Origin of the sequence: Flavitalea plasmicola, from assembly GCF_030546645.1 — a bacterium.
Classification (GTDB): Bacteria; Bacteroidota; Bacteroidia; order Chitinophagales; family Chitinophagaceae; genus Puia.
In genome coordinates this window covers 271,899-288,934 of record NZ_JAUOTO010000002.1, presented here as the reverse complement: position 1 = coordinate 288,934, position 17,036 = coordinate 271,899, and the positions used below count along the sequence as shown (strand labels likewise).

The following is a 17,036-nucleotide window of genomic DNA, read 5'->3' as shown; positions in this document are numbered from 1 at the left end:
AATGACAATCGGGCCCCTGTAAATTGGACAATGCGGGATAAAAAATTACATACATTTGTAACATCTGTTATGGAAGGCCCGCAATACCCAAAAATGTATTTATACAGACGCCTGGTCCAGGCAAAGCTTTTCATCGATACGCACTATGCTGAGCCTATCGATCTGGACAATATTGCGGACGAAGCCTGCTTTTCCAAATTTCACTTCATCAAACAGTTCAAAAATATATACAACAAGACGCCCCATCAGTATCTGATCTCCGTAAGGATCCAGAAAGCAAAAGAGTTGCTGAATGCAGGTACTCCCGTTTCAACCGTCTGCCTCGCGGTAGGATTTGAAAGTTTGGGTTCATTCAGCGTACTTTTCCGACGGATTGCCGGCATGACACCGTCCAGCTATGTAGCCCTGCAGCAAAGGCTAAGGGCGCAAATGGCTGAATCTCCCCTGACCTTCATACCAGGCTGTTTTGCCGAAAAGAACGGCTGGCTGAAAAAATCGCAATTTTAGAGAAACGGGATTTCAGTTTTTCATCGTCCTTTGCTATACAATCAAAAACACAGGACATGATAACTAAAATGACCCATACGACAGTATACGTTCTCGACCAGGAGAGCGCCTTCGACTTTTACACGAACAAGCTCGGATTTAAAGTTGTTACAGACGTCCCAATGGGCAAGGATGGTCGCTGGCTTACCGTTTCCCCACCGGAACAGCCGGGCTTCGAGATCGTATTATACCCGGTTGCAAAGAGTAATTTGTCTAAAGAGGTCGCGGATACCTTGAGAGAACTGGTGAAAAAAGGGACTTTCGGCATAGCCGTCTTTACATGCCACGACATCTTTGCAACATATGAAGAGCTAAAAGAAAAAGGCGTGAAATTTACCAAGGCCCCCACAAAAGAGTTTTATGGCACGGAAGCTATATTCAACGATGACTCCGGCAACTGGTTTTCGCTCGCGCAAATCAATTAACCCATGAAAACGATATTGGACAAAATAACGAGAGATGAGCTGATCCGCAGGATCAATACGCTTAACGAAAGCTGCACGGCCCAATGGGGCAAAATGAACATCGGGCAGATGGTGGATCATTGCATCCGGTATGAAGAAATGATCTTGGGCCGGATAAAATGCAAAAGATCATTTCTTGGCCTTCTGTTCGGCAGAGTAGCTTTGAAAAGCCTTATAAAGGATGAAAGCCCAATCAGGCAGAATATGCCTACAAGCCCCGAGATCAGGGTAAAAGAGAACTTTTCAGGTGACATAGCTTCAGGAAAAGAGAAATGGATCGCCCTGATGGAAGAATTTTGCCGGCTTCCGAACCAGGACTTCCTGCATCCCTTTTTTGGAAGGATGACAAAGGAACAGGTTGGGCGCCTCAGCTACAAGCATATGGACCATCATCTCCGTCAGTTCAATTGTTAGCCAACAATGATCCAACTAAACTGGGGATGGGTACCAGGTAAACTATTATATCATTTAGAAATTAATATAATAATAGTAGGTTTGTCATACCAGAACGAATGACAAGCCCCTACATCGACGATACCACCTTACTTGCCGGCTTTCATCAACGGGAGACTCTAGCAGAAAAACAAGTATTTCAAAAATACTTCAAGCCCCTCTGCCTCTATTCGGAGACCATCACGGGTCAACTGGCCGCCTCGGAAGATATTGTGGCCGAATCCTTTGAGAAAGCCTGGGCCCGTCGGCTGGAATTCAACACCCTGGAAAACCTGAAAGCCTTTTTATACCACATCGTCCGCAATGCGAGCCTGAACTATACAGAAAGCCAAAAACGCCACCGCTCTCACCACGAACAGATCCGCTATTTATCTAACCATGAGCCCCAACTGCCGGAAGCGCTGGAACGCGAGATCCTGCGCGTAGAGCTCCTCCAGGAGATCTATCAGGAGATCGAAAATCTGCCGGATCGGTGCGGCCAGATCTTCAAGCTCTTGTTCATCCATCACCAGACCACCCAGGAGATCGCAGACCAGTTATCCATCAATGTCCAGACGGTCCGGAGCCAGAAAGCTCGGGCTATACAATTGATTAAGACAGAGTTATTACGTAAACGCCGGATCGCGCCTGCCTTGTTGTTCGCCATTCTGCTGGGATATGCACGCTGACCCTTCAAAAAAAACTTGTTCTTTCTTTGGATGAAAAGGAAGTTCAACTGTCTTCAACAACATGGAAGACATCAAATCTCTCTTGCTAAAACATTTACGTGCTCAGACCACTGCAGAGGAGCAAACAGCGATCGATGCATGGCTGGCTGCCTCCGAGGCCAACCGGGAACTGTTCGCTGAGCTCAATGATCCGGACCGGGTAGCCCGGTCCCTGGAGAAAATGGACCGGCTGCACGAAGATCAGGTCTGGGAGAGGTTGCAGGCGTATACAACAGGAAAGCCCCCCGCCCATCGGGTGCATTTCCTGCGCCGCTATGGGTGGGCTGCGGCCGCGGCCTTTTTTGTCTTACTGGGCACTGGCGCCTGGTGGGTATTCCATAACGCCGCGAAAGAACACATCGCTCAAACACAGCAGCAACGCTTCAGGAACGACGTCGCTCCGGGAAAAAATGCCGCCGTATTAACTTTAGCAGGCGGACAAAAGATCGTTCTCGACAGCACCGCAAAAGGAGCGATCACCAGGCAGGGCAATACTACCATCCATAATACCAGCGGCCAACTGGTCTATAACGCATTACACGGGAAACCAGCGGAATTGCTGTATAATACGCTTACCACGGGCAGGGGTAATCTGTATCAACTGATCTTACCCGATGGATCCAAAGTCTGGCTCAACGCTGCCTCCTCCATTACTTATCCGACGTCATTCACGGGCGCAGAAAGAAAAGTGGCTATGACAGGCGAAGCTTATTTCGAAATAGCTAAAGACGAACGGCGTCCTTTTATAGTCGAAAAGAAGGAGATGCGCATCCAGGTACTGGGCACTCATTTTAATGTCAATACGTACGATGATGAGGATGCATGGAGAACCACGCTGCTGGAAGGAAGTGTGAAAGTCATAAAAGGAAATAACAGCAGCGTCTTGCGTCCGGGACAACAGGCAATATTATCCAGGGACAATGCGCCCATAAAAGTGCTCGATCATCCCGATATCGACGATGTAATGGCCTGGAAGAATGGGGTCTTTAGATTCAACGATGCGACGATTGAATCTATCATGCGCGAAATGGCAAGGTGGTACGATGTGGAAGTAGTATATGACGCCAGGATCTCCCAGCATTTCATTGCGGATGTCCCCAGGGATGTTCCGGCATCGGAGTTATTGAAATTACTGGAATTGACCGACCAGGTGCATTTTAAGATCGAAGGAAAAAAGATCACAGTCATCCGGTAGGATGAACCAAACATAGTGGTTGATTGGAATGAAAAACCGCCCTGAGGTGAGAGTCAAGGCGGCAGTACGTTCAAGTTAACCTGATTCACAATCGTCTCGGACTGCTTATTGTTTAACCTAAACATTACAAATGTATGTATTTTAAGGCTCATTGCAACCCCGCGCTGGCGGAGCGACGGTTGCACCCCAAAATTATCCTGGTTATGAAGCTAACCGTCATTTTAGTGCTGGCGGCCTGTCTGCAGGTCAGTGCAAAAGGGTATGCACAGAATATCACTTTGTCCTTGAAGAACGTACCCCTGGAGAAAGTATTCGGGGAGGTAAAAAGACAAACGGGATACAGTTTTATTTACACCCGGGAGCTGCTGCAATATGCCACCCCCGTCAGCCTGGAGGTTACCAATGCCCCGCTGGAAAAGGTGCTGGAGAATTGCTTTGGCGGGCAGCCGCTGACCTATACCATCGAAAAGAAATTCATTATTGTCAAACCCAGACCGTCGCCTGTCCCCATGCCGGCCTTGGTGGATTCTTCTCTCGAGATCCATGGTCTTATAACGGATAATAACGGTCTGCCGCTGCAGGGAGCCACCGTTCTGCTCAAGGGCACCGACCTGTTCGCCGTCACTGAAAAGAACGGGTCTTTCCGCCTGTCCCTCGACCGCAATATCAGATCTATAACGCTCATAGTATCCATGATCGGGTACGGCACCGTGGAGAAAGAGGTGCACCGTTCTTCCGACGCCCTGGTCATCAAACTGCAACAGGTGCAGCGGCAGCTGGATAGCGTGGTGGTGACCGCGCTGGGTATTACCCGGTTGCAGCGATCCCTCGGCTATGCCTATTCGGAAGTCAAAGGCGAGGATATGACCAGGGTCCGGGGAAACAACGCGGTGGAAGCGCTCAGCGGAAGGGTGGCCGGCCTGGAGGTGACTACCACCAACAGTGGGGTAGGCGCCAGCACCAAAGTGACGCTCCGGGGCATAAAGACCATTGGAGGAGACAGTCAGCCCTTGTATGTCATCGACGGTATTCCCATCGACAACACAACGCCCGGACAGGCGGATACTTATGGCGGTTATGACCTGGGGGATGGCAGCAGCATCATCAACCCCGATGAGATCGAGACCATATCGGTGCTGAAAGGAGGCGCCGCTGCTGCCTTATACGGCAGCCGCGCCGCCAACGGGGTGATCCTCATTACTACCAAAAAAGGCAGTAAAAAAGGTACGGTGGTCGATTATACTTCCAATGCAGTGTTTGCCCGGATCCAGAACAGCTATGACTACCAGGAACAATATGGCGCCGGCAGCAACAATCTTTTGCCAAGGGACGCCGCTACGGCAATGGGCTATGCGCAAAGCAGCTGGGGACCTAAGTTCAATGCGGACAGTATGTCGTATATCTTCAACGGATCGAAGAAGCCGTATGTCAATGCACATAATTCTATCTCTTCTTTCTTCCGGACAGGGGTTACGCTGACCAATTCCATCGGCGTCTCGACGGGAGATGAGAAGAACCAGCTGCGGTTTACCTATACTAATTTGTACAACAACGATGTGGTGCCGAAAAGCGGTTTGAAAAGGAATAATGTCTCCATCCGGGGGACATCCCAGCTTACCAATAGATTCAGCATCGACGCCAAGATCGCCTACCTGAATGAGAAGGTGGACAATCGGCCGGCTTTATCGGATAATCCCAATAATATCGGCTATGTCCTGTCCGGCGTTGCTCCCAACATCGATATGGATTGGTTAAAAGCTTACAAGGATCCCGTGACGGGAAAATATGTCAACTGGAATAATAATCCATACCAGGTCAACCCTTATTGGGCGATCAACGAACAGCCCAATACGAGCACGAAAGATCAGTTGAATGGGTTTGTTACACTGAAATTTAAGATCCTGCCGACCCTGTCCATCCAGGCCAGGTCAGGTACGGATTATGCCGGGTTTCATTTCCGGGAGTTCATGAACTACTCTACGCCCTTTAATGAGACGGGAATGCTGTCGCTGATCGACCGCACCATCCGGGAGACGAATACGGAACTGCTGCTTAATTTCGGAAAGCAGGTTCGTAAGTTCTGGATTGGCGCCAATGCCGGTGCCAACCGCATGGATTACCGGGGCAATATAGTGAATACCACCGGGCGCGATATCAGCATGCCCGGCGTACAGAGCATCAACAATTTCCAGACAGTGCTGAGCAATGAGGTCATCAACCGCAAACGGATCAATTCCGTCTATGGTGCACTGAACCTGGCGTATGAGAATTACCTTTACCTGGACCTGACGGCGCGGAACGACTGGTCTTCCACGCTGGCGCAGGGGAACAATTCTTTCTTTTACCCTTCGGTTTCGTCCAGCTTTATCTTTTCCGAGCTGATCCCCAGGAATAGAGTCCTGTCATACGGTAAGTTACGCGCCTCGCTTGCACAGACGGGCACGGACGCAATTTCCCCCTACGAATTAAAGCTTACCTACGGTCCGGACATTGCAATGCCGACCATTGGTGGGTATGCCATCGGCGGCGTTGCCGTGAACGAAGTACCGTATATGAAGCTGAAGCCCAGCATCAGCAATGCCTTTGAGGTCGGAACCAACCTGGCGTTCTTCGACAGCCGGATCAACCTGGATCTCACCTGGTATAAGACCAATACGAAGAACCAGATCCTGCAGGCGCCTATCTCTACTACCAGCGGATATGCCACCGCGATCATCAATTCAGGTAATATAGAGAATCAGGGTATTGAGATTACCCTGGGATTGAAACCCATCGTTTCGCGCACCTTCAATTGGGAGGTCAACCTGAATTTTGCCCGCAACAGGAATAAGATCATCAGGCTGAGCCCGCTGGTCTCCAGCTATTATACGCTGGCTTCGGCCAGATGGGCCAATGCTTCCATTGTCGCCAAAGAGGGAGACCGGTACGGGATCATCGTAGGGCATGATTTTCTAAGGGACAGTAGTTCTGGAAAGCTGATCCTGGACGCCAATAATCTGCCGCAATATGATCCGACGGACAAAAAATTAGGGAATAGCCTGTACGACTGGACGGGCGGGATCAACAACAAGTTCTCTTATAAGAACATCTCCTTTTCGTTCCTGCTGGACTTTAAACAGGGAGGGAATATCTATTCCATGACCAACCTGCTGGCCTATTCCAATGGTCGGCAGAAAGGCACGCTGGCGGGCCGCGAAGGATGGGTGAAGTCCGAGCAGGAAAGAGTAACCGCAGGCGTAACCCAGGCTAACTGGGTGGCTACCGGCGGTCTGCCTGTCTCCGGGGTCAATGCCAGTGGGAATAAGGTAAACGCTTTTGTCAATCCACAAACTTATTGGCAGCGGGTGGCCAGCAATATCCCGGCTGCCTTCATTTATGACGCCAGCTATATTAAAGTAAGGCAGATCAACCTGGACTATTCTATGCCGGCGGCTATATTAAGGAATACCCCTTTGAAAGAATGCACGATCTCCCTGGTGGCGAGGAATCCTTTTATTCTCAGCAAACATGTCCCCAACATCGATCCCGAATCGAGTTATAACAACAGCAATGGACAGGGCTTCGAATATGGGTCGCTTCCCACGCGCAGGTCATACGGCATCAATCTTTACTTAAAATTCTAAATAATATTACAATGACCAGGGTTAAATCAAAATATATACCTATTGTATTATTACCGCTCCTCATACTGGCCAACAGCTGTACTAAAAGTTTCGAGAGCCTGAATACAGACCCAACCAAGGGGTCTTCCATTGCGCCGGGACAGCAGCTGGCCGGAGCTGCGTATTACCTGGACGGCGGACGGTCCGTGGTGTATGCTAATTTATATGTGCTTCAACCTTTTGTTCAATATATGAGCGGCCCTTGGGGAATGCGCGCGGGTAGTAAATATATCCGCACCACCTACCCCGATGCGGTCTGGACGACTTTTTACGGTAAATCTATCAAGCAGCTGGTAGACTTGATCCAGCGCAATAAAGCAGATTCCTCCCTGGTGAACTACATCGCCGCGGCCCGGATCCTGAAAGTGTATATTTTCTCCTTGCTCACCGACTTGTACGGGGATATTCCTTATTCCCAGGCCGGCCTGGGTTATTATGAGTCGATCTATACGGCCAGGTATGACAATCAGCAGGCCATTTATACCGATCTTTTCAGCGAGCTGGATGCGGCTGTAAAACAGTTCGACGGGACCAAAGATGCCATCGACAACGACATCGTGTATCAGGGCAACATCTCCCGATGGAAGAAGCTGGCCAATTCCCTTCGTCTCCGCCTGGCCATGAGGCTTACCAAAGTGGATATTGCCATGGCCGAAACACAGGCCAGGGCAGCCATTGCGGGTGGGTTGATGGAGAACGCCGATGATAATTTCAAGATGATGCATGAGGCTTATGCTTTTCCGGACCTCCGGGGCAACGGTTATGCGCAGGCATTGCAGGAGTCCGATACTTACCTGTATTCGGCCGGCGGCGCCACCTTCGTCAATTATCTCAAACAAAACAACGATCCCAGGCTGCCCTGCTATTTTGTGAACCAGGATGCCAACGGGAAGGATATTACGAACCTGACCCATTATATTCCTATCAGCCCCGGTCTGTATTGGTGGGATAACTGGGGAGATTTCACGGCGGCTGATGGGACGGTGGTTCCACAGTCGAGTAAATTCGCGCGGATCAACCATTCGTTTACGGCCCTGCAATCATCCTTCTTGCATATGGGCTATGCCGAAGTACAATTTCTGCTGGCGGAAGCAGCTTACCGGGGGTGGGCGGGCAATGCCGCTCAATATTTTCAGAAAGGGATCTCAGAGGCCATCGATCAGTTGAGCATGTACCCGGGCATGGTTTCTGTCAGCCCTTCTGATAAGGCGGATTATATCGCGGCCCATCCCCTGGATGCAGGGAAAGAGATCCAGGAGATCAACGAGCAAAAATGGGTGGCGCTGTTCCCCAATGGGTACGAAGCGTATGCGAATTACCGCCGGACCGGGTATCCCGTCCTGGAGGCTATTGAGGATGTAGGGCTGGAATCTGAAACCAACGGCGTATTGCCCCGGCGCCTCTTTTACCCTGCTTCCGAGGCTTATGATAATGCCACGAACTACAATGCCGCGCTGAAAAACCTTGGCGGGACGGACAATTGGTTGAAGCCGGTGTGGTGGGATAAATAAAAACATGACTATGATCACGAAAAGAAAGACGCTTATAACCGCGACGTTGGCAGGCCTCCTGCTGATAGGCGCATGCGGCAAGAATGATACGAAAGCGAATAACCCAACAGACCCCGTGAAAGGGAATTTCCGGGTGGTCGGCTATCTGCCGAGAGGGGTGGACCTTTCCGGACAGACGGGTATGCCGGACCTGGGGAAGATCACCCATCTGAATATCGCTTTTATGAATCCGGATTCGACGGGGGCTTTCCCGGCGGACGAAAATATCAGCAAGCTGACAGCGCTTGCGCATGCCAGCGGGGTTTCCGTACTGCTGTCCATCGGCGGGGGGAATCCTCCGGCCCATCTGAAAACCTTGCTGGGCGGGAGCCATCAGGCTGCCCTTGTTCAGGCCCTTGCTGCGCTTACGGAGCAGTACAACTGCGATGGTATCGACGTAGACCTGGAAGGAGATTTTATCGACGGCAACTACGAGCGTTTTGTCAAGAACCTGGCTGTTGCGCTCAGGGCGAAAAAGAAACTCATGACGGCTGCCATCGCCACTGCCTATGCCAACAGCTATACGGATGCCGCTTTGGCGCAGTACGATTTCGTCAATATCATGTCCTACGATAAGACAGGGCCCTGGACTCCCTCCAACCCGGGGCCGCATGCACCGTATTCCATGGCGGTGGATGACCTGGCTTACTGGGGAGGGACGCGGGGAATACCCAAGGCAAAGATGACGCTGGGGCTGCCTTTTTATGGGTATGGCTTCGGCGCCAATGCACCGGAGAGCATGAGCTATCAGGATATAGTAAATAAATATCCGGCCTCCTGGAATGTCGATCAGCTCACCGTCCCGGGCGGCGGCATCGTATATTACAATGGTTACGCCACGATTCAGGACAAAACAGCGCTGGCACTAAAAAATGCGGGCGGTGTCATGATCTGGCAATTATTGCAGGATGCCACCGGAGAAAGATCCCTCTTAAAAGCTATCAATACGATCATTCATCATTAACCATTTTCTATTAATCTTTAAACAGCGCTTTGATCGTAATAAAAGAGGGTGTCAGGGAAGCCTGAAATGCATTATATTTAATAAAAATATCCCGATGCCTTCAGAAAAAGAAGCCCTTTCGAGAAGGAAATTTCTCAAAATAGCAGGCATGAGCGGAACGGCTCTTTGCCTCGGCTTCTATTTCCCGGCGGCAGCCGGCAAGGGACGGATAGTCAATACAGTCGCTGCTGCGACGGAAAACATCGAATTGAACGCGTGGATCCTGATCGATACTTCCGGCAAAGTGACCCTGGTCAGTCACCGGGCGGAAATGGGCCAGGGCGTTTATCATTCCATTGCGCAGATCATCGCAGAAGAGCTGGAGGTCAGCTTGAATGACGTCAATATCATATTTGGTCCGGGCAACAACAAAAAGTACGGCAGCCAGATCACGGGGGGTAGCTCCACCATCCGGGGCTCTTATAAGAACTTATTGAACCTCAGCGCATCTGCGCGTGTGATGCTGATAACCGCCGCAGCGGCGAAATGGGGTGTTGCTCCATCCGAATGTCATGCTGAGTCTGGGCATGTCCTGCATGGGCCTTCCGGCAGGAAATTTCATTACGGAGAACTGGTCGTCGATGCATCCAAACTTACACCGCCGAAGGATATACAGCTAAAAAAGCCGTCGGAATATCGCCTGATCCGCCAGCCGCTGCACCGGCAGGATACGCCTTTGAAGACCGATGGTACGGCCATATTCGGATTGGACAAGCGACTTCCGGGTATGCTGTATGCGATGGTAGAGCGGAATCCCCGCTTTCTTGGAAAAGTGAAAAGCTTCGACGATAGCGCAACCCGTAAGGTGCCGGGTGTCAGGAACGTCTTCAAGGTCAGGATGAAAGTGCATGATTCTTTCCGGGAGGGAGTGGCCGTAGTGGCTGAATCGCTGTGGGCCGCCATGCAGGGGAGAAAGGTGTTAAAAGTAGAGTGGGACGATAGTGGGTTTGAACATATCAGCACCGCGGAGATCTACCGCCGGATGAAGGAGGCTTTGTCGACAAAAGAAGGATTGTCGTTCCGCAGCCAGGGGAACCCCTCGGCCGTCATAGCGAAGGCCCAACATAAACTTGATGTCATATATGAGACGCCCTACCAGTCGCATAGCTCCATGGAGCCTTTAAACTGCGTTGCGCACTACCAGGGCGACAAGATCGAGATCTGGGGCCCCATACAAGCCCCGGATTGGGTGCAGGCGTTTATTTCCAAGGAATTTGGATTGCCACAGGAGAAGGTCATGGTCAATATGACCTTTCTTGGCGGGGGATTTGGACGCAAGGCGTTCACGGACTATCCGCATGAGGCGACACTCATTTCGAAAGAAATGGGCGCGCCTGTACAGGTGGTCTGGTCGAGGGAAGATGATATGACGCAGGGACCCTATCGTCCGGGCATCTCGTACAGGTGTGAGGGTGTAGTGGAGAATGGAGAGATCAGCGCCATGAAGGTCAGGATGGCGGGCCAGAACATTGGCCATTGGAGCGGGGGCGCTAAGGACAAGCCTAACGACAGCATCACGGAAGGATTTTTAGCGCCTTACTTTAAAAGTATTACAAACCTCAGTTTTTCGGATATCCCTTTCGAGGCGACCATACCGCCCATCTGGTGGCGCTCAGTCTATGCTTCTACCAATGGATTTGCCTATGAAAGTTTCATGGACGAACTGGCGGTGGCAGCCGGAAAGGACCCGCTGGCGTTTAGAAGACAATATCTGCAGGATCAACGATGCCAGCGCCTGATTGATAAGCTGGAAGAAGTGTCCGGTTGGAAGAACAGGGGGACGCATGCAGGTTTTGGCGCGGCGATCACGGAATGCTTTGCCAGCACGGTTGGCCAGGTAGTGAAAGTCTCAAAGGCCGCTGACGGTAAGATAAAGATCGACCAGGTATGGGCGGTCATAGACTGTGGGTGGTTTGTCAACCCGGACATTATCAGGGCCCAGGTGGAAGGCTCCATCATAATGGGGCTGGGTGCTGCAACAGTACATGAACTAACTTTTAAGGACGGGATGACAGTGGAAAAGAACTTTCATAAATACGAAATGCCGAGGATCAATGCTATCCCTCCCATCGAGATCCATATCATGGAAAATGAGGCGGATGCAGGTGGTGTCGGAGAGCCCGGTTTGCCTGCCTTCGCTCCTGCGCTTACCAATGCTATCTATGACCTGACAGGCAGGCGAATAAGAAAGCTGCCGTTTAATTTGAGTATTTAAAGCTGTAGCCAGGATGATCGAAAAATTGATAAAAGTTACTTCTTAAAGTGATAACGTTTACTGTTTAGTGTTTAGGTATCGCATACCTTCATACTATGATTTCCACCGATATTTTTAAGAGAGAGCGGTATTATACTGCCAGTTATGAATGGATCGATTTTCATGATATGGAAGCATTCGTAGGCATTGCAGGTTGCAGACTTACGGGGATTAGGCAAGTCAAAAAAATTGAATTCGTAAGATTATATGGCTTTAAAAGAAGAGGCGAGGTTCTGGCAAATGTTCAATTTAACAGCCAAAGATTTCAAGTACACATGCCGGTGGATGGCAGCATAATTTCTATTAACAATATTGAAGCGCTGATCAACGAGGATCTTTTATTAAGCAAACCCGAAACAGAAGGATGGCTCGTCAAAATACTTGTGAGTCAGCCTTGTGAAAGGAAGGGATTGATCCCGTTCGAACAGTATAATTCCACGATTTAAAGGCTTCATCCTGCATAGACAATATTGGATCTTATCGCGCGGAAATGTGACTTTTATCACTTTATAGACATCCAATCGATAGGGGAAAAAAAGTACCTTTGCTTCCATTTTAAAAAAAGGAATGATGAAACTGGAAGAGCAACTGGTGGAAAGAGGCGGTAATAAATGTGAATTATGCGGGGCCGGTGATACGTTAAAGATATATGAAGTGCAGCCTCAGTCCGGCAGAGACCAGGATAATTGTATTTTAACGTGTGACAAATGCCAGTCCCAGATTGATAGAAAAGAAGAATTGGATGGCCGCCACTGGCGCGGTTTGTCGGAGACGATGTGGAGCGAAGTGCCGGGTATACAAGTAGTATCCTGGCGTATGCTGAACCGCTTAAGGCATGAAAGTTGGGCCATGGACAACCTGGAAATGATGTATCTCAGTGAGGAAACTTTGGCATGGGCTAAAGCCACCGGGGACCATGATAATGACGGCTCCGTTGAGCTTCATAAAGATTGCAACGGCAAGGTACTGCAGAACGGTGATGCGGTGATCCTGGTAAAGTCATTAGATGTAAAAGGGTCTACTTTAAATGCAAAAATGGGTACTGTCGTAAAGAATATTCGGCTGGTCCAGGACAACACGGAACAAATTGAAGGTAAAATAGAGGGCCAGACAATTGTCATCCTCACCAAATATATAAGAAAACAGAATGGCTAGTAATTCACATGACTTTTCTAAACATTTTAAAATACTGATACTTGGATCATTGGTTCAACAGTGATACGCAATTCCATCATCTGTATCCCCCCGCTATTCAGCAACTGGCCCGCAGGCATTGGACCCCTCCAAGTGTAGCAAACCAGGCTGTTCAATTCCTGGTACCAAAGGACGGTGTCCGGATTTTGGACATCGGCAGCGGAGTAGGAGCATTTTGTTTGGGCGCAGCCTATTATAAGCCAAATGCCATTTTTTATGGGGTAGAACAACGAAAAAACCTGGTTGACCATGCGGAAGCTGCTAAAAATGTTCTCGGACTGTCAAATGTAACCTTTATTCATGGAGATTTTACACAGCTGAACTTACGCCGGTACGACCACTTTTATTTCTACAATTCATTTTATGAGCACGTAAAAGGTACGCCGAAGATCGACTACAATTTATCATTCTCCGAGACTTTATACAATTATTATAATCGCTTTTTATTTAAGAAATTAGAAGAAATGCCCGTTGGGACGCGGGTAGTTACCCGATGCAGCTGGGAAGATAAAATACCTTCAACGTATAAGGTGGTGAATAGCGATTTTGACAGCATGCTTAAATTCCACATCAAGGGATAACTATGTTTGATTAGCTATCTTCAAAAGTTTATGAACATCTATAACTACGATCTTTCTACCTTTGGTTTGGATGGCTCCGTCTTCCTTGAACTCTTTTAATATCCGAACGATATTTTCTCTCGCGGTACCAACCATACTTGCCAGGTCGTCCCTTGATAAATTAATTTCAACTGTCATGCCGGTCTGGTAATTTTCTTTGTATTTTTCCCTCATTACCACCAATTGTGTAGCTAACCTTTCCCTGACATTCCGCTGTGCTAAAAGGGAGACGCTATTGGCAAATACGGTAAATTCATGACTAAGTAGTTTAAGTAGCCGTTGCGATAATATTTTAGACGAACTCAATACACGCAGAAAATCTTCCTTAGGAATAAATGCAATTAAGCTTTCTTCCAAGGCAGCAGCCGAATCAGGATAGCGCTCATCTGCTAACAAGGCATGATAACCAAATAATTCACCTGTATTGGCTACATAAATGATTTGTTCGCTGCCCTCGCTATCAACTTTGTATTTTTTGATCTTCCCATTGCGGATAAAAAAAATGCCTGACGGAAAAGATCCCTCGCGGAAGATAATTTCTCCTTTGCTGAAATACTGATCGCTCATGTGGCCCGTAATAATCTCGGCATCTTCCGGCGGCAGTTCAGTAAGGAGGGAATGGCTTTGGAAATTCCATTTATCCATTGGGAAAAGGGAATTGATACTCATATAGTCGCAAATTTAGCAAATTAATAGGTGATAAAAGTTACTTATTAAGGTGATAAAATGCAACGCAGTAAGTTGAATATTGCGATAGCTTTACGCAGATTTTTAGGAAACCAACCAGTAAACTATGTGAGCTAATGTCACCAACAGCCACCAGCCTTCACCATTTGGATCATTGGTTCAGTAGTGATATACAGTACGACCTCCTATATCCATCTCCCATTCAAATGCTGGCCCGTGAACATTGGACGCCATTAAATGTTGCAAAAATGGCATCCGAATTCCTCGTCACCCGGGATGGTGACAGGGTCCTGGATATAGGAAGTGGCGTAGGTAAATTTTGCTTGTCAGCTTCTTATTATAAACCCCATGCCTTTTTTGACGGCATAGAACAAAGGAGCAGTCTGGTGCAGCATGCAGTAGCAGCTCGAAAAGTACTCGGCCTTGTCAACGCATCTTTTTTTTACGGGAATTTTACCCGGTTGAATTTTTCAGCATATAACCACTTCTATTTTTATAACTCGTTTTTTGAAAATTTTGAAGGCTTTGATAAGATAGACAACAGTATAGAATATTCGCAGGCATTGTATCATTATTACAGTGGTTATTTGTTTAATGAATTGGATAAAATGCCTGCTGGTACAAGAATTGTAACGTATTGCAGCTGGCAGGACGAGATACCGCCTTCTTATAGTCTCGAACGAAGCGAATTGGATGGCCTGCTAAAATTTAACTTAAAAACCTGATAGTCTGATTTTCTTTTTGGACGCACGAACTATGCTAAAACACACCGGGGTCCGGCGTACCCATCTTCATAATGTCCGTCTGGCGGCGTTGCTGAGCTTGATCGCCGGGGCCGTCAATGCGGAAGGCTTCCTTGGATTTTCTATCCTCACTACCAATGTCACCGGGCATGCTGCTTTGTTTGCTGAAAAGGTCTCTCTTAGAGATTGGAAGACGACCTGGGTGATAGCATTATGGATGCTCCTGTTCTTGGGCGGGGCTTTTATTTCCAGCCTGATCATCGACCTGGTAGGAAGGAATCAAAGATACTCCTATCTGATCCCCATTTTGCTGGAGCTGGGTATCCTGGTAATGGTGGCCATTATGGGAAATTATTACAGCCACCGGTTGGACGTCCGGCAGATATTTGCCGGCAGCCTGCTGTTTGCTATGGGAATGCAAAATGCCTTGGTATCCGTGATATCCCGGTCTGTCGTCCGAACCACCCATTTAACAGGGACTTTCACCGATCTGGGTATCGAACTCGCGCAGATAGTGACCATCCGGGGCGAGGACAGATCCATGTTACGATCCGGCATTGTGCTCAAGACCGTGATTATCCTGTCTTTTATAACAGGGGCCCTGTCAGGAGCTCATGCCTTTCGGGCCATGCATTTCTTCTCTTTTTATTGGCCGGCGCTGATGTTGGTTTTTGCTTTGTTGTATGACGTATTCCGGGTTAATGTTAAGCGCTATTACCGGAAAATAGGCAAATCGTTAAAAAAATTAGATATATAGATGGCCGGCACAATGCCGGCCATTCTTAATAAGCCAACGGCTAGTTATCTTCCATCTTATTCTTCAGTTTGCCCAGCAGAGCGTAAGCCCCTTTTATGGCAATGCGTGTATTTCCCCAGTCTGGGTTGCCTGAGCTTGTCAGCTCAATGAAGCCCTGGTCGGCATCACCTGTCTCCACCGCCGTGAGCTGGAATTCCTTTGGGCCCCTCGTCACAAAAACGTATTTCCGTCCCATGTAATTGACTACGGCATCCTCGGGAACGGCAAGTACTTTACGGCTGTCCAGTTGAAACACGCCCGAAAGGAACATTCCAGGCAATAGTTCACGGTGGGCGCCTTCGAAATGGCAGTGGATCACGCCGGTGCGGCTGTCGTTGACATTCCGGGTGACTAAAATGGTTTCTACGTTGTACGACTGGCCGGGCTGGTCCAATAGGGCCACCTTCCCATGAATGCCCTTTCGAAATAGGGTGATATCCTTTTCAAATACGGTCATCGCTGCATGGATATCCGTTGGATTGACGAGCTCGAAGAGTACGTCGGTTGGATTTAGATATTTGCCGACGTTGACGTTCACTTTGCTCACATAGCCGTCGATAGGGGAATAGATGCGCGTCTGCGCCGAAATATTACCTACGGTTAGCTTTTCTGGATCGATGTGGATGAGGCGGAGTTTTTCTGCTGTCGAGCGAAGGATGGCCTCCTTGGTCTTGTACTCGCTCAACGCCAGCTGGTAGGTTTTCTTACTGGTAGCGTCCGCATCGCTGAGATCCTTTTGTCTTTGCAGGTCGGTAGAGAGGAAGTCCAGCTGGGCGCTGGTCGTAAGATAGTCCTGCTGCAGCTGGACGAATGATTGGTCTTGCATGACTGCTATGGGGTCGCCTTTACGGACGGGGTAGCCGGGCAACAAAGGGGTCGATCTTAGGTAGCCTCCCATAGGAAAGCTTACGGACACGAGGTTTTGCGGCGGTACGTCTACCGTTCCGTTGAGGCGGATGGTCGTTTGCATCTCCCTTTTCTGCGGTAAGGCCGTTTCAATCCCCGCGTTGGTCATCTGGACGTCGTTCAGGACAACTACATCGGGTGCAGTTGCGGGAACTGGTTGCTTGGCTTGTTCGGAAGGATGGGTGCAGGAAAGGCCCGCGAAAAGAATGCCCAGTACGAATATGGTGAAGGATTTTATGTTATTCATGATCATGCA

General features: G+C 49.0%; 16 protein-coding genes. 14 read left to right on the top strand and 2 right to left on the bottom strand.

What is annotated here, in order from left to right; translation table 11 throughout:
- Positions 1 to 93 precede the first annotated feature (93 nt).
- From Q4E93_RS06635 to Q4E93_RS06580, 12 genes are all read left to right on the top strand, one after another.
- Complete coding sequence (locus Q4E93_RS06635) at positions 94 to 507, top strand: helix-turn-helix domain-containing protein (RefSeq protein ID WP_303583623.1); 414 nt, start codon at positions 94 to 96, stop codon at positions 505 to 507.
- Positions 508 to 563: 56 nt separating this feature from the next.
- Positions 564 to 971 carry a VOC family protein gene (locus tag Q4E93_RS06630; RefSeq protein ID WP_303583621.1) on the top strand — a complete coding sequence of 136 codons (408 nt, stop codon included), beginning with the start codon at positions 564 to 566 and terminating at the stop codon, positions 969 to 971.
- Positions 972 to 974: 3 nt separating this feature from the next.
- The gene (locus tag Q4E93_RS06625; protein ID WP_303583619.1) at positions 975 to 1,424 is read left to right on the top strand and encodes a DUF1569 domain-containing protein; all 450 of its coding nucleotides are present in this window, start codon (positions 975 to 977) and stop codon (positions 1,422 to 1,424) included.
- A gap of 98 nt (positions 1,425 to 1,522) precedes the next feature.
- The gene (locus Q4E93_RS06620; protein WP_303583616.1) at positions 1,523 to 2,131 is read left to right on the top strand and encodes a sigma-70 family RNA polymerase sigma factor; all 609 of its coding nucleotides are present in this window, start codon (positions 1,523 to 1,525) and stop codon (positions 2,129 to 2,131) included.
- A 61-nt stretch (positions 2,132 to 2,192) separates the two neighbouring features.
- On the top strand, positions 2,193 to 3,365 hold the full coding sequence (locus Q4E93_RS06615; protein ID WP_303583614.1) for a FecR family protein: 1,173 nt from the start codon (positions 2,193 to 2,195) through the stop codon (positions 3,363 to 3,365).
- A gap of 203 nt (positions 3,366 to 3,568) precedes the next feature.
- Positions 3,569 to 6,988, top strand: coding sequence for a SusC/RagA family TonB-linked outer membrane protein (locus tag Q4E93_RS06610; RefSeq protein ID WP_303583612.1), 3,420 nt, complete (start codon positions 3,569 to 3,571; stop codon positions 6,986 to 6,988).
- A gap of 11 nt (positions 6,989 to 6,999) precedes the next feature.
- Positions 7,000 to 8,538 carry a SusD/RagB family nutrient-binding outer membrane lipoprotein gene (locus Q4E93_RS06605; protein WP_303583610.1) on the top strand — a complete coding sequence of 513 codons (1,539 nt, stop codon included), beginning with the start codon at positions 7,000 to 7,002 and terminating at the stop codon, positions 8,536 to 8,538.
- Positions 8,539 to 8,548: 10 nt separating this feature from the next.
- Complete coding sequence (locus Q4E93_RS06600; RefSeq protein ID WP_303583608.1) at positions 8,549 to 9,541, top strand: glycosyl hydrolase family 18 protein; 993 nt, start codon at positions 8,549 to 8,551, stop codon at positions 9,539 to 9,541.
- A 94-nt stretch (positions 9,542 to 9,635) separates the two neighbouring features.
- A complete protein-coding gene (locus Q4E93_RS06595; protein WP_303583607.1) occupies positions 9,636 to 11,795 on the top strand; it encodes a xanthine dehydrogenase family protein molybdopterin-binding subunit in 2,160 nt (719 codons plus the stop codon).
- Positions 11,796 to 11,890: 95 nt separating this feature from the next.
- Positions 11,891 to 12,280 (top strand): glycine cleavage system protein H, encoded by a 390-nt coding sequence (locus Q4E93_RS06590; RefSeq protein WP_303583606.1) that lies wholly within the window; start codon positions 11,891 to 11,893, stop codon positions 12,278 to 12,280.
- Between the two features lie 121 nt (positions 12,281 to 12,401).
- On the top strand, positions 12,402 to 12,989 hold the full coding sequence (locus Q4E93_RS06585) for a PhnA domain-containing protein (protein ID WP_303583604.1): 588 nt from the start codon (positions 12,402 to 12,404) through the stop codon (positions 12,987 to 12,989).
- Positions 12,990 to 13,030: 41 nt separating this feature from the next.
- Positions 13,031 to 13,609 carry a class I SAM-dependent methyltransferase gene (locus Q4E93_RS06580; protein WP_303583602.1) on the top strand — a complete coding sequence of 193 codons (579 nt, stop codon included), beginning with the start codon at positions 13,031 to 13,033 and terminating at the stop codon, positions 13,607 to 13,609.
- Here Q4E93_RS06580 and Q4E93_RS06575 read toward each other — a convergent pair whose 3' ends face one another.
- Entirely contained in the window at positions 13,610 to 14,317 is a 708-nt protein-coding gene (locus Q4E93_RS06575) for a Crp/Fnr family transcriptional regulator (RefSeq protein WP_303583600.1), read from the bottom strand.
- 224 nt (positions 14,318 to 14,541) lie between these two features.
- On the opposite strand from Q4E93_RS06575, the gene Q4E93_RS06570 reads away from it, so the two are divergent.
- Positions 14,542 to 15,060, top strand: coding sequence for a class I SAM-dependent methyltransferase (locus Q4E93_RS06570; protein WP_303583598.1), 519 nt, complete (start codon positions 14,542 to 14,544; stop codon positions 15,058 to 15,060).
- Positions 15,061 to 15,091: 31 nt separating this feature from the next.
- On the top strand, positions 15,092 to 15,835 hold the full coding sequence (locus Q4E93_RS06565) for a YoaK family protein (protein WP_303583596.1): 744 nt from the start codon (positions 15,092 to 15,094) through the stop codon (positions 15,833 to 15,835).
- Between the two features lie 40 nt (positions 15,836 to 15,875).
- On the opposite strand, the gene Q4E93_RS06560 is transcribed toward Q4E93_RS06565, so the two are convergent.
- Complete coding sequence (locus tag Q4E93_RS06560) at positions 15,876 to 17,027, bottom strand: efflux RND transporter periplasmic adaptor subunit (protein WP_303583594.1); 1,152 nt, start codon at positions 17,025 to 17,027, stop codon at positions 15,876 to 15,878.
- Positions 17,028 to 17,036: the final 9 nt, after the last annotated feature.